The following is a 13,801-nucleotide window of genomic DNA, read 5'->3' as shown; positions in this document are numbered from 1 at the left end:
AAGAACCTGGTTCTTTCTCTTGTTTTTTGTGTGGCTGCACTCTGTGTAGTGCTTCTCGTGCTGGTGGGGCCGGGCCGTATGCTGGCTGGTGCGGCGGCACGATCCGGAGTTGAAACCGCCCTGCCTGCATCGGTGGCGGCGGTGTCTGATGCCCAGCCCACCGCGGCCCCGGAGCAAACGCCCGCCCAGCCCGAGACTGTCAACATCAATGATTTCGGCGGCTACCCCGCGGCGGGGGATGCTTTGGGTGAAATCACGATTTCCGGCACATCGGTGGACTGCACGATTTACTACGGTGACGAAGATCCCCAGCTGGACACGGGCGCGGGCATCTATACCGGCGGCAAGATCCCCGGTGAGGGTGGCACGATTCTGGTGGCTGGCCACACGGCAACCTATTTCCGCGATTTTGAGCATGCCCAGAACGGTGCAATGATTACCGTCACCACCGCCTACGGCACCTACACCTACGAAATCACGGATATGCGCGTGGCCAACGCCAACGATACCTCCGCCTATGACATGGATGCGCCGGAGGAAAATATTATCCTGTACACCTGCTACCCGCTGGGACAGGTGTCCCTGACGGATATGCGTTATTTTATCTACGGCAAGTATGTCAGCGGTCCGCGGCTGGAGGGGCTGTCTTGAGCCGCCCCGGCAAGCAGGCTGCAGCCGCTCGGCTGGCTGTGGCTGTTCAGCTGGTAGGCAGTGTCTGTGCGCTTCTGCTGGCGGTCTGTCTGGCGCTGTCCTTTACGCTCCTGCGGGAAGGACATTTTGCCGCCTGTCTGAAAAAATCCGGTTATCTGGACACCGTCCACGCTGCTGTGTTGGACACCTGCAGTCAGTACGCTGCTGCCATTGGAACGACTGTCGATCCGCTTGCCAACGCCATAACACCTGACGCTGTGTACGCAGGCGTGATGCACCGCGCCGACAGTCTGTGGCATGGCAGTACCAACGATGAGACCGACCCCTTTGGCAGCCTGATTACAACCTATCAGGACACCGTTGCGCCCGAGCCGCCTACTTACGATGGCTACCGCATTTTACAGTATAACTGCCAAATGGAGTGGCAGAGTGCGATGGCAACGCCGTTTTCGGCGGCGCTGAGTATGGTACTGCAATACCGGGGCATTGTGGCCATTGCCATGTATCTCTCCGGCCTGTTGCTTATGGGCTGCATTGCATTGCAATATCTGTTGGCCGACCGGTGGCGTATGTTTTGCAGTGGGCTGCTGCGCATGGCGGATGGCTGCCTGGGAGCAGGTGTCATACTGGCGCTGTGGCTGACCTTTGGCAGCGGATATCGCAGCTGGACTGCGGCAGGGGATATCGGTTATACATTGTTCTGTCAGTGGTTCAGCGCATTCGCTCCGGCGGTGGCAGGCTGTGCGGCAGCGGTATCAGCTGTGCCGGTGCTGTTGGTTCTATGGGTTTGCGCCCAGTTCCGCCGTGCGAAATCTGCCTGATGCCCTCTTGCATCCCGTACAAAACTGTGCTATAATACCTGCATACGGCAAAGGCGCCGTCTGATAGCATTGCTATCGGACGGCGCCTTTTCATTTTGATACAGAGCCGATTGGAGTGTAAAGAATATGGAAAAGATTCCCCGCCATGTGGACATTGATTACAGCAAATACGCCCCCGATATCCCGGAGGACCAGCGGGAGGCCTACTACGGTCTGCCTAAGCATGTGCAGTTCTGCAAAGAGTGCGTGATGAGCAACCAGAAGCCGAACTCCTGCTATGAGTTTGAGCATACGATCAAATCCATCAAAAAGACGATGGTTATTCAGGAGGACGGGGTCTGCGATGCCTGCCACGCCTGCCACAACAAGGCCAACGGCCATATCGACTGGGCGCTGCGCGAAAAGGAGCTGCGCGAGCTGTGCGACCAGTACCGCAAAAACGATGGCAGCTATGACTGTCTTGTGCCCGGCTCGGGCGGCAAGGACAGCTTTTACGCCGCCCACTTGCTGAAATACAAGTACGGCATGCACCCGCTGACGGTGACATGGGCGCCGCACATCTACACCCCGTGGGGGTGGGACAATATGCAGGCATGGATTCATGCGGGCTTTGACAACTACCTGTGTACCCCCAACGGCATGACCCACCGCCTGCTGACCCGTCTGGCCACGGAAAACCTCTTCCATCCGTTCCAGCCGTTCATCCTCGGGCAAAAGCAGCTTGCCCCCAAGATGGCCGCGAAATTCGGCATTCCGCTGGTATTCTACGGCGAGAACGAAGCCGAGTTCGGCAACCCCATCGCCGACAACAACTCCGCGCTGCGCGATGAGCATTTCTTTGCCGTGAACGACTACGACCACATTTATCTGGGCGGCGTCAGCCTGCGCCAGCTGGAGGAGGACTACAAGGTAGACAAGGCCGACCTTGCCATCTATCTGCCGAGTGAGACCTCCAACCTTGAGAAAAACCACATTCAGGTGCGGTATCTGGGCTACTACGAAAAGTGGCATCCGCAGGGCGCCTACTACTACAGCGTTGAGCACGGCGGCTTCCGCCCCGCACCGGAGCGCACGCAGGGCACCTACTCCAAGTACAACTCCATTGATGACAAGATCGATGATTTCTTCTACTACACGACCTACATCAAGTACGGCATCGGCCGCACCACCTACGATGCCGCGCAGGAAATCCGCAACGAGGAGATCACGCTGGACGAGGGCAAGGCGCTCTGCAAGAAGTTTGACGGCGAGTACCCCGACCGCTTTGAAAAAGAGATCTTTAAGTATCTGTCGCTGGATCGCCAGCATTTCCCGTGGGCCAGCCAGCTGTTTGAGCAGCCCAAGATGGACCGCGATTACTTTATGGATCTGGCCGACCGGTTCCGCTCTCCCCACATCTGGAAGTGGGAGGACAACATGTGGAAGCTGCGCTACACCCCCTACGAGGGCGACAGCGAGGTGCTGTGGGGCGACCCGAGAGGCACGCACCACGAAATTTGAGACAAGGCTTCCCCCTTGGGGGAAGCTGTCCGCGAAGCGGACTGATGAGGGGGGCTTTCCGCGGCAGCTCGTTTGCGGGCAATCGCGGCATACGCGCCCCTCATCCGACCTCGCTTCGCTCGGTCGCCTTCTCCCCCGGGAGAAGGCTTTAACGAGGTTCATTTATGCAAAAAAAAATACGACTGATCGCCCGTCTTGATGTCAAAGACACCAACCTTGTCAAGGGCATCCAGCTGGAGGGGCTGCGCAAGCTGGGCGACCCGAACAGCTTTGCGAAAGCATACTATGAGCAGGGCATTGACGAGCTGCTCTACATAGACATTGTGGCAAGCCTGTACAACCGCAATAATCTAAGTGATATTGTGCGCAAAACAGTCGATGATGTGTATATTCCTGTCTGCGTGGGCGGCGGCCTGCGCAGCGTGGAGGATGTGCGCCACATCCTGTCGATGGGGGCGGACAAGGTTGCGATCAACACGGCGGCCATCAAGCGGCCTGCGCTCATCACCGAGGTGGCCGAGGCCTTCGGCAGCCAGTGCATGGTGCTGTCCATTCAGGCCAAGCGCAGCCGTACATGGCCCGGCAAGTGGGAGGCCTACTACGACAACGGCCGCGCCCACTCCGGCTACGATGTGGTCGAGTGGGCCAAGCGCGGTGTGGCGCTGGGCGCAGGCGAGATCCTGCTGACCAGCGTGGACTGCGAAGGGCTGCAGCAGGGCATGGATCTGGAGCTTATCAAGGCTGTGACCAGTGCTGTGAATGTGCCGGTCATCTGCGGCGGCGGTGTGGGCTGCGGCGATGACATTGTAGATGCTGCGCAGGCCGGTGCGGACGCCGTGGCCTGTGCTGCGGTGCTGCATTACCAAAAAGAGACCGTGCAGGAGCTGAAGGATGACATCCGCGCGGGCGGTGTGGGGGTGCGTAAGGTATGAAGGTGACGATCATTGATTACGGTCTGTCCAACCTGCTCAGCGTGCAGCATGCCTTTGCACGCTTCGGGGCGGAAACGCTGCTGACGAGTGACCCGGCGGAGGTGCTGCGCGCCGATGCGCTGGTGCTGCCGGGGGTCGGGGCGTTCCGGGACGGCATGGCCGGGCTGGAAAAGCTGGGCCTGATCGAGCCGATCCGGCAGAAGGCTGCTGCCGGTACGCCGCTGCTGGGTATCTGCCTTGGTATGCAGATGCTGTTTGACGAGTCGGAGGAATTCGGCCTGCACAAGGGGCTGGGGCTGATCCCCGGTCGCGTGGTCAAAATCCCCGGCACCGATGCGGACGGCTGCCCCCAGCGGGTGCCGCACATCAGCTGGGAGCCGCTCTATCCCGGCGGGGGCCGCGCCGACTTTGCCGGCACCGCGCTGGCGCAGCTGCGCGCAGGGGAGGAGTGCTATTTTATCCACAGCTATGAGGCAAAGCCCCTGCAGGGCACGGACTGTTTGGCCTACACGACCTACGGCGGGCGGCAGATCTGCGCCGCCGCCACCCACGGCAGCGTCCTCGGCTGCCAGTTCCACCCGGAAAAATCCGGGGCGGTCGGACTCAAAATTATTGAGGAGTTTTTGAAGTCGGCCGAACGGTAGGGGCCGGGCATGCCCGGCCCGCGGCTTTCCCGTAAAAGCCCTTTTGCCGTACCGTGGAGGGCCGGACATGTCCGGCCCCTACAGAGCAATCATCTGCAACGCCCTGCGCGATTCTGCGCAGGGCGTTGCTTTTTCCCCTGCGATACGCTATAATGTATTTTGTATAAATGTGCAAAGGGGAATGAACCATGTCCGTTGATCTGCTTGTCGGCTCCACCGGGTTCGTGGGGGGCAATCTGGCGGCAAAGCATACATTTGCCGCGGCCTGCCACAGCAGCGATATTGCCGCGCAGTACGGCACCCGGCCGGAGCTTTGTGTCTACGCCGGGGTGCCCGCCGCCATGTTTCTGGCCAACGCTGACCCGGAGGCAGACCTTGCCGTGATGCGCGCCGCGCGGGAAAACCTGCGCAGGATCGCGCCGAAGGAGCTGGTGCTGATCTCCTCCATCGCCGTCTGGCTGGACAGCCGCGGCAAATATGAGGACGATACCCCCCTGCCTGACGGACTGCCCGCCTACGGCAAAAACCGTCTGCAGCTGGAAAACTGGGTGCGCGAGGATTTCCCCGAGGCCCTCATCGTCCGCCTGCCGGCGCTCTACGGCGCGGGGCTGAAGAAAAACTTCCTCTTTGACCTGCACACCATCACCCCGGCCATGCTGCGTCCAGAGAAATATGACGAGCTGACGTCAAAATCAGACCTTGTCAAGGCGGCGTACACGCTGGCGGACAACGGTTTTTACAAACTGAACGGCACGGCCGACCGCGCCGCGCTCAAGGAGTTCTTTGCACACAACGACTTTAACGCGCTGGCGTTTACCGATTCCCGCAGCCGCTACCAGTTCTACGATCTGGGCCGGCTCTGGGCCGACATCGGCAGGGCCCGCGCCGCAGGTATAAAAATGCTGCACCTCTGCACGCCGCCGGTTTCGGCTGCCGAGGTCTACACCGCCGTCACCGGGCAAGCCGACTGGCGCAATGAGCTGGCCAAGCCGCCGTTTGACTACGACCTGCGCAGCCGTTATGCGCAGCTGCTGGGCGGCAGCAGGGCGTATCTCTGCACAAAACAAGAGGAACTGGACGATATTACGCGCTTTCTGCGCGACTGGAGGGATTGACCCATGCCGAACTATCAGCTTTCCATCTCCAACATTGCATGGCATAAGGAGGATGACGAGGCAGTCTACACAGCCATGCAGCAGGCAGGCTTTACCGGTCTGGAGCTGGCCCCGACCCGCATTTTCTCCGAAACACCGTATGAGAACCTGACGAGCGCGCTCTTGTTCGGCGGTTATCTCAAAAACCGCTGGGGCTTCTCGGTGCCCAGTCTGCAAAGCATCTGGTACGGGCAGCAGGGCAATATCTTCAACGCCGCCGACACCGAACCGCTGCTTGACTACACGGCGCAGGCGTTCCAGTTTGCCCACAGCCTGAACTGCCCCTCGCTGGTGTTCGGCTGCCCCAAAAACCGTATGCGCCCGCTGGGCGGCAGCGATGCCACGGCCGAGGCCTTTTTTATGCAGGCCGGCAACCTTGCGGCGCGGTATGGGGTGCATCTGGCGCTGGAGGCCAACCCCCCGATGTATACAAACTACCTGAACAACACGGCAGACGCCTTTGCGCTGGTCAAGCGGCTTGACAACCCCGGCCTGTCCGTAAACCTCGACCTGTCCACCGTGCTGGCGCAGGGCGAAAAGCTGCAGAGCTTTATTGACGACATGCAGTATGTCAGTCATGTACATATCAGTGAGCCGGGTCTGGCCCCCATCGAGCGCCGCCCCGAGCATAAGGAGCTGGCACTGCTGCTGGGTGCGGTGGGCTACAGCGGCTTTGTCTCGATCGAGATGGCCCGCACCGACCTTGACACGGTTCGCCGCACGATGGACTATATCGCGGAGGTGTTCGCATGATCGAATATGAGCGCAGGAATCTGAACGGTGTGCCGGATTTTACCGCCGCCGAGTTTGAGGGCCGCCGCAGCGATTACTGCCTGCTGATCCCCGTCATCAACGAGGGCGCCCGCATCCTGACCGAGCTGGGCCGCGCCCAGACGGCGGGCATCGACCGCGTGTGCGACATCGTTATCTGCGACGGCGGCTCGACCGACGGCAGCATGAAGCACGACACGCTGCAGCTTTACCATGTGAACACGCTGCTGACCAAGACCGGCCCCGGCAGGCAGGGCGCACAGCTGCGCATGGGCATCTATTTTGCGCTGGACCGCGGCTATAAAGGTATCCTGACCATCGACGGCAACAACAAGGACTCGATCGAGGATGTGCCGGAATTTATCGCCAAGCTGCAGGCAGGCTACGACCTTGTGCAGGGCAGCCGCTTTATCCGCGGCGGTCATGCGATCAACACGCCGCCGGTGCGCTATGCCGCCGTGCGGCTGGTCCATGCGCCGCTTGTCAGCCTTGGTGCGCACCAGTGGTTTACCGACACGACCAACGCCTACCGCGCCTACAGCCGCGAGTATCTGACCCACCCCGATGTCCGCCCGCTGCGCGATGTCTTTGGTGGGTATGAGCTGCTGGCGTATCTGAGCATCCGCGCCACCCAGCTGGGGCTGAAAGCCTGCGAGGTCCCCGTGACCCGCGCCTACCCGGCCACCGGCAAGACCCCCACCAAGATCACCGGCTTCAAGGGCAACAGCGACCTGATGAAAATCCTCCTAAACGCCCTTGCAGGGAAGTATAATCCGTAAAAGGAAAAGGAACACGCTCTATGACCTACGACAAAATCATCCTCGGCGCGGGACTGTATGGCTTGTATGCGGCGCAGAAATGCGGTGCGGCGGGCCAGCGGGTGCTGGTGCTGGAGCGCGACCCCGCCCCCTTTATGCGGGCAACCTACATCAATCAGGCCCGCGTTCACATGGGGTACCACTATCCGCGCAGCTATTCCACGGCCATTAAGTCCGCCCATTATTTTGAGCGGTTCTGCCGCGATTACGGCTTCTGCCTGCATACGGAATTTGATCAGGTGTACGCCACAAGCGCCCATTTTTCATGGACGAACGCGGCGGAGTTCCGCCGGTTCTGCGCAGCGGCTGAGATACGCTGTGACGATGTACCGCCGGAAAAATACTTTAACCCCGGCCTGTGTGACGGCGCCTTCCTGACGACCGAGTACACCTACGATGCGCAGGTGCTTAAGCGCTGGTTTCTGGAGCAGCTGGCGGCGCTGCCCAATATTGAGATCCTCTACAGCCGCAAACCGGACCGCATCGAGCAGGCCGGCAGCGTGTGGCGGGTCACAGCAGGGGAGTACACGGCCGAGGCACCCTACCTGCTCAGCGCGACCTACGCGGGCGTCAACGACATCCATGCCATGCTGGGGCTGCCGCCCTTCGGTATTAAGTACGAAAAATGCGAGATCATTTTGTGTACTGTTGACGAAAAACTTCGTAACACCGGCATTACGGTCATGGACGGACCATTTTTCAGCCTGATGCCCTTCGGCCAGACCGGTCTGCACAGCCTGACCAGTGTGACCTTTACGCCGCATGAGACAAGCTATGACAGCGTGGCAACCTTCCCCTGCCAGAAGGAGAGCGGCGGCCGCTGCACCCCCGGCAGCCTGTACAACTGCAACGAGTGCCCGGCAAAGCCGGCCAGCGCCTGGCCCTACATGAGCCAGCTTGCCCGCAAATATCTGAAGGAAGAATACGGCTTTGCCTACCACAGCAGCCTTTTCAGCATGAAGCCCATCCTGAAGGCCAGCGAGATCGACGACTCGCGCCCGACGGTGGTCCGCGTGATGAGCGAGGCCCCCAAGCTGGTCAGCGTGCTGTCCGGCAAGATCAACACGGTGTATGACCTGGACGAGGTTCTGGAAGTATGAATACAAAAGAAAAGAATTTTATTTCGGCGGTCGTCTACCTGCATGATGACGGTGACCGCGCGGTCGCGTTCTGCCGCACGGTCGCGTCCGAGCTGGACGCCCACTTTGCCCAGTATGAGTTGGTGGTCGTGGATGATGCCTGTACCGATGACACCGTGGCCCGCCTGCGGGAATGGGGCCGCGAGCAGACTGCCCCGCTGACGATCCTGCACATGAGCCTTTTTCATGGGCTTGAGGACGCCATGAATGCGGGGCTGGATGCCGCCATCGGCGATTATGTGTATGAATTTGACTCCACCGAGCTTTGCTACCCGGCATCGCTGATCTTTGAGGCGTACCGCACGGCGCTGACCGGCAGCGACATCGTGTCGGTCTGCCCGCGCACCGTGCGCGGCGGCAGCAGCCTGTTCTATAAGTTGTTCAACGCCAACTCCCAAAGCGCCTATCAGCTGCGCACCGATGCGTTCCGCCTCGTCACCCGGCGGGCCATCAACCGGGTCCATGCCTCCAGTGCGCACCTGCCCTACCGCAAGGCTGCCTACGCGGCCAGCGGCCTCAAGATGACCGATCTTGAATTTGACGGCCAGCTGACCGTCAAGGGCAGCGGCCGCTTCAATCTGGCCGTGGACAGTCTGGCGCTGTATACCGACTTCGGCTTCAAGGCCAGCATGACGATCACCCTCTGTATGCTGGCGCTGGCGCTGGCCGAGCTGGTCTACACCCTCATCATCTTTGCCACAGGCCACCCGGTTGCCGGCTGGACCACAACGATGTTTGTCATCACCGTGGGCTTTGCAGGGCTATTTGCCGTGCTGACCATCGTGGTCAAGTACCTCTGCCTGCTGCTGAACCTCAACTTCCGCCAGCAGAAGTATCTGGTAGAGAGCATTGAAAAGCTGCAGAAATAACGCAGGAGGAATTTTCCGATGAAACGAAACCGTCCGCGGCTGTCGCGCCGCACATTCTGGGTGCTTTGCGCCCTGCTGGTCTGCCTGCGTCTGGCGCTGACGGGCTTTCAGCAGGCGTACATCTGGGTGGGCGGCGCACCGCTGGACGATGAGCTGATGTTCCGCGCCGCCAACAGCATTACGGCCGGGCAATGGCTGGGGGCCTATGATTATCTGACCCTCTCCAAGGCGATGTTCTTCCCGGTGTGGCTGGCGCTGCTGCATGCGTTGCACCTGCCGTATCTGATCAGCGGCGCGGCGCTCTGGTGCGGCGCGGCGCTGACGGCGGCGTTCGCGTTTTCGCCGCTGTGGCGCAAAAAAGACCCCGAGCAGGGCCGTGTGCTGACGCTGGCGCTTTTTGCGGTGCTGGCGTTCCTGCCGTCCAGCTGGGCGTCCTACACGCTGCGCGTCTACCGGGACAATGTCTTTCCAGCGCTCTGCCTGTACTTTTTTGCGGGCATGGCGGGCATGGCCCTGCGCGCCGTGCAGGAAAAGCCCGCGCCGCTCTGGCCGTGGCTGGCTGCGGCGGGCGCGGGCCTTGCCTGCGGCTACCTTGACCGCGAGGATGCGGGGCTGTTTCTGCTGCCCTTTGCCGCAGCTGCCACGGGTATCGTGGCGGTCGTGCTTGTGGGCAAGCGCCGCTGGAGGGCGCTGGCCGCGCAGCTGATCCCATATCTGATGCTCGGCGCGGGGGTGCTGACCTTCTGCACCCTCAACTACACGCACTACGGCGTTTTTGCGCTGTCGGATTTCTCCGAGGGCTCGTTCGCCGCCGCCATGGGCGCGATGATGCGGGTCGATACAGACAGCGACAAGCCGTATTTGTCGGTGCCCGCTGATGCGCGCGCAAAAATCTACGCAGCTGTGCCGGAGCTGGAGCCGCTGGCCTACTGGCTGGAGGAGGACGACCAGCTGCAAAACGACTTCCGCGACCCGGGTCTGGACGATTACCGCGCGGGCAGCTTTTACTGGGCCATCCGCCGCGCCGCGCAGTTTGAGGGCATCTATGCCGACGCCCAGACAGCGGCCGGCTATTGGCAGACCGTGGCAGACAAGATCAACGCCGCCTGTGACGCGGGCACCCTGCCCAGCCGCACCGGCAAGCGCACCGCGACCAGTCAGCCCATCAGGGCGGAATATGTCCCCGCGACCCTTTCCGAAACATGGAACGGCCTCTGCCATGCGGCAGGGCTGCGCGGCTGTGCGCCCTATGAGGCACTGCGCTCGATCGGCACTGAGGAGGACTTTGCCGCCTGGTCCGGCTACCTGCACTGCGGCTTCAACAGCGCCGCCGAGGCCGGCAAGGATACGCCCTATTACAGCCTCTGGCAAAAGGCAGTCTTTGCCGTTATGCAGGGGTGGGCGTGGGTGTACAGCATCCTGCTCACGGTGGGGGCGGTGTGCGCACTGTTCTTCCATGTGACGGAGCTTTTGCCGTGGATACGCAAAAAATGCACAGCGCAAACGGTCGTGCCGTGGCTGCTGCTGTTTGGTATTTTCGGCATGGCGCTGCTGCGCTGTGCCATGATCGCCTTTGTCGAGGTGTCCAGCTTCGGCATCGGCACCAGTACGATGTACCTTGCCACGGTACACCCGCTGCTGGCTCTGTACGCATTTGTCGGGCTGTTTTTGTACGGCAGGCCGCTGAAAAGAAAGGAAACTGCATGACGGATCTACTGGTCATCGGCGGCGGTGCTGCGGGCTTGATGGCGGCGGGCGCTGCCTGTGCCCGCGGCCTTACCGTGACCGTGCTGGAACACAACCCTAAGGGGCCGGGGCAGAAGCTGCTCATCACCGGCAAGGGACGCTGCAACCTCACAAGCGACAGCGATGTACGGGAGTTTTTACCCTATGTGCGGCGCAACGGGCGGTTCCTCTATTCCAGCCTTTACGCATTCCCGCCGTCTGCGGCGATGGAGCTGTTTGAAACTCTCGGTGTACCGCTTAAAACCGAGCGCGGGCGGCGGGTCTTTCCGCAGTCGGACCGCGCCGCCGATGTGCTGGCGGCACTGCGGGACTATGCCCGGGACGCTGAATTTGTGCGGGGCAGCGCAAAAAAGCTGCTGATTGAGGACGGCGTCTGCAAGGGTGCCGTCACCGACCGGGGGGAGACATACCGCGCAGCGTATACGCTGATCGCCACCGGCGGCATCAGCTACCCGGTCACGGGCAGCGATGGCAGCGGCTACAAACTTGCGCGGCAGGCGGGGCACACCATTGTGCCGCCCCAGCCCAGCCTGTGCAGCCTTGTCAGCCCCGACCCGGCCTGCCGCCGCATGATGGGGCTGGCGCTGCGCAATGTGACGCTCACGCTGCTCTGCGATGGCAAACCATTGTTTACCGAGCAGGGCGAGGCGCTGTTCACCCACTTTGGCCTGTCGGGGCCGCTGGTGCTGTCGGCCAGCACCTACATTGAGGATATAACGAAGCATCGTTATATCTGCGAGTTTGACTTAAAGCCGGCTCTTGACGAAAAGACGCTCTATGACCGGCTGACCCGCGACTTTGCCGAGCAGGGCAGCCACAGCGCACAGGGCGCACTGGCCAAGCTTTTGCCCAACTCAATGCGCCCCGTGGCCGTGGAAAAGTGGGGCGTTGACCCCGCCACCAAGGCCGCCCAGATCACGCGCGAGCAGAAGATGGCACTTGTGAACCTCTGCAAGCACTGGCAGGTGCCGGTGAACGCACTGGGGGACAAGGAACACGCGGTCATCACGGCAGGCGGCGTGGATGTGCGCGAGGTCGATCCCAAGACGATGGCAAGCAAGCTCTGCGAGGGGCTGTACTTTGCCGGTGAGGTCCTTGATGTGGACGCCCGCACCGGCGGTTATAACCTGCAGATCGCCTGGTCGACCGCGCAGGCGGCGGTGAGGGCGCTGTAACCCCAAGCCTTCCCCCCCAGGCTGCCGCAGATAAAAGATAATAGATAAAAGATAATAAATATAGTGGATCGCGCCGCTTGCGCAGCGCTCAAAATTTTGTTTTGCCCTGTGGGGCAAAACTCCACATTTTTTATTATCTGTTATCTTTTATCTATTATCTCAAAGCTCTTTTTGTATAATAGTGAAGGAGTGCATATTTATGGTTTCTATCGCAATCGACGGCCCGTCCGGGGCCGGTAAATCCAGTCTGGCCAAGGCGCTGGCGAAAGACCTCGGCTATGTCTATGTGGACACCGGCGCCATGTACCGCTCCATCGGGCTGTACGCGGTGCGCGCAGGGGCGGACCCCCACGATGCAGACGCTGTGGCGGCGCTGCTGCCCGGCATCAAGCTTGACATCCGCCTGCTGGACGGCACGCAGCATGTCTACCTGAACGGTGAGGATGTCAGCACGGCGATCCGGGCGGAAAATATCGGCATGGCGGCCTCCGCTGTGGCGGCGCACCCGGCCGTCCGCACCTTCCTGCTGGACACCCAGCGCGGACTTGCCGAAAGCCAGAATATCCTGATGGACGGCCGCGACATCGGCACCGTGGTGCTGCCCAACGCCACGGTCAAGATTTTCCTGACGGCAACTGCCGAGGCCCGCGCTGAGCGCCGTGCCAAGGAGCTGGCGGAAAAAGGCCAGCCCGCCGACCTTGCCACCGTGCTGGCGGATATCCGGCAGCGCGACTATCAGGACAGCCACCGCGCCGTTGCACCCCTGAAGCAGGCGGAGGATGCCATTTTGGTGGACACCAGCGACATAGACCTGCAGGAGAGCTTTGACCTGCTGAAGCGCACGATTCTTGCGCATATCTGAGGGGGCTGCTTATGCTTTTGTATTGGATTCTGCTGCCCATCGTCTGGGTGCTGGCGCACATCATCTGGCGGTTTGAAGTCATCGGCCGCGAGAATCTGAAGACCGTCCGCGATGGGCGCGCCTATGTCATCGCACCCAACCACATCGCCAATCTGGACCCTGTTTTTATCGCTATTACGGTGTTTGACTGGAAACGACTGCGTATTCTGGCCAAGGAGGAGCTGTTTGAAAATCCGCTGGCAGGCTGGTTCCTGCGCTGCATGGGCGCGGTTGCCATCGAGCGCGGCCGCGGTGACACCACCACGGTGGAGCAGCTGACCAACGAGTGCAAAAACGGTACGGGCATCATGATCTTCCCTGAGGGGACCCGCACCAAGACGGGCAAGCTCGGCATGATCAAGAGCGGCGCTTTTGTCATTGCCGCCGCAGCCGGCGCGGACATGCTGCCTGTGCGCATCATCTACGGCAGCAAGGATGGCAGGATGCACCTTTTCTGCAAAATCCGCATCGTGTTCGGCACCCCCATCCCGGCCGAGGAGCTGCAGATCAAGGACCAGAGCCACAAGATGGCCGAGCTGCGCCGCATGAAGAACCGCCTGCGCGATGAGCTTGAGCAGCTGTTGGCCGACAATGCGTTTGCTGCGCCCGCTGTGGAGGCTGCACCGGAGCCGCTGCCTGAAAAAAGTGAGCAGCCGTAAGCTGTAGGGGGGCGTCCTTGA

General features: G+C 61.1%; 14 protein-coding genes. All 14 read left to right on the top strand.

The genetic code is table 11. The features are described from left to right. Positions 1–30 precede the first annotated feature (30 nt). The 14 genes from OGM67_09345 (at position 31) to OGM67_09280 (ending at position 13,780) form a co-directional block, all read left to right on the top strand. Positions 31–651, top strand: a complete 621-nt coding sequence (locus OGM67_09345) for a class D sortase (GenBank protein ID UYJ33790.1) — start codon at positions 31–33, stop codon at positions 649–651. Then, positions 648–1,472 carry a hypothetical protein gene (locus OGM67_09340; protein ID UYJ33789.1) on the top strand — a complete coding sequence of 275 codons (825 nt, stop codon included), beginning with the start codon at positions 648–650 and terminating at the stop codon, positions 1,470–1,472. The genes OGM67_09345 and OGM67_09340 overlap by 4 nt, the downstream gene beginning before the upstream one ends. Before the next feature lie 126 nt (positions 1,473–1,598). Further along, positions 1,599–2,972 (top strand): N-acetyl sugar amidotransferase, encoded by a 1,374-nt coding sequence (locus OGM67_09335; protein UYJ33788.1) that lies wholly within the window; start codon positions 1,599–1,601, stop codon positions 2,970–2,972. Positions 2,973–3,136: 164 nt separating this feature from the next. Further along, a complete protein-coding gene (locus OGM67_09330) occupies positions 3,137–3,904 on the top strand; it encodes an imidazole glycerol phosphate synthase cyclase subunit (GenBank protein ID UYJ33787.1) in 768 nt (255 codons plus the stop codon). Then, positions 3,901–4,548 carry an imidazole glycerol phosphate synthase subunit HisH gene (gene hisH, locus OGM67_09325; protein UYJ33786.1) on the top strand — a complete coding sequence of 216 codons (648 nt, stop codon included), beginning with the start codon at positions 3,901–3,903 and terminating at the stop codon, positions 4,546–4,548. The genes OGM67_09330 and hisH overlap by 4 nt, the downstream gene beginning before the upstream one ends. Before the next feature lie 188 nt (positions 4,549–4,736). After that, entirely contained in the window at positions 4,737–5,663 is a 927-nt protein-coding gene (locus OGM67_09320; protein UYJ33785.1) for an NAD(P)-dependent oxidoreductase, read from the top strand. Positions 5,664–5,666: 3 nt separating this feature from the next. Next, entirely contained in the window at positions 5,667–6,455 is a 789-nt protein-coding gene (locus tag OGM67_09315) for a sugar phosphate isomerase/epimerase (GenBank protein ID UYJ33784.1), read from the top strand. After that, on the top strand, positions 6,452–7,252 hold the full coding sequence (locus OGM67_09310) for a glycosyltransferase family 2 protein (protein ID UYJ33783.1): 801 nt from the start codon (positions 6,452–6,454) through the stop codon (positions 7,250–7,252). Before OGM67_09315 ends, OGM67_09310 begins: the two co-directional genes overlap by 4 nt. Positions 7,253–7,272: 20 nt before the next feature. Continuing rightward, the gene (locus OGM67_09305; protein UYJ33782.1) at positions 7,273–8,391 is read left to right on the top strand and encodes an FAD-binding oxidoreductase; all 1,119 of its coding nucleotides are present in this window, start codon (positions 7,273–7,275) and stop codon (positions 8,389–8,391) included. After that, complete coding sequence (locus OGM67_09300) at positions 8,388–9,299, top strand: glycosyltransferase (GenBank protein UYJ33781.1); 912 nt, start codon at positions 8,388–8,390, stop codon at positions 9,297–9,299. Before OGM67_09305 ends, OGM67_09300 begins: the two co-directional genes overlap by 4 nt. Before the next feature lie 18 nt (positions 9,300–9,317). Further along, positions 9,318–11,006: a hypothetical protein gene (locus OGM67_09295; GenBank protein UYJ33780.1), complete on the top strand. Its 1,689-nt coding sequence runs from the start codon at positions 9,318–9,320 to the stop codon at positions 11,004–11,006. Continuing rightward, positions 11,003–12,220, top strand: a complete 1,218-nt coding sequence (locus OGM67_09290; protein ID UYJ33779.1) for an NAD(P)/FAD-dependent oxidoreductase — start codon at positions 11,003–11,005, stop codon at positions 12,218–12,220. Before OGM67_09295 ends, OGM67_09290 begins: the two co-directional genes overlap by 4 nt. A gap of 199 nt (positions 12,221–12,419) precedes the next feature. After that, entirely contained in the window at positions 12,420–13,082 is a 663-nt protein-coding gene (gene cmk / locus OGM67_09285; protein UYJ33778.1) for a (d)CMP kinase, read from the top strand. Positions 13,083–13,093: 11 nt separating this feature from the next. Continuing rightward, entirely contained in the window at positions 13,094–13,780 is a 687-nt protein-coding gene (locus OGM67_09280) for a 1-acyl-sn-glycerol-3-phosphate acyltransferase (GenBank protein UYJ33777.1), read from the top strand. Positions 13,781–13,801: the final 21 nt, after the last annotated feature.

The organism is Oscillospiraceae bacterium (assembly GCA_025757985.1).
In the GTDB taxonomy this organism is placed as follows: domain Bacteria; phylum Bacillota; class Clostridia; order Oscillospirales; family Ruminococcaceae; genus Gemmiger.
The sequence above is the reverse complement of the archived record's forward strand: the minus strand, read 5'-3'. Positions and strand labels throughout refer to the sequence as shown.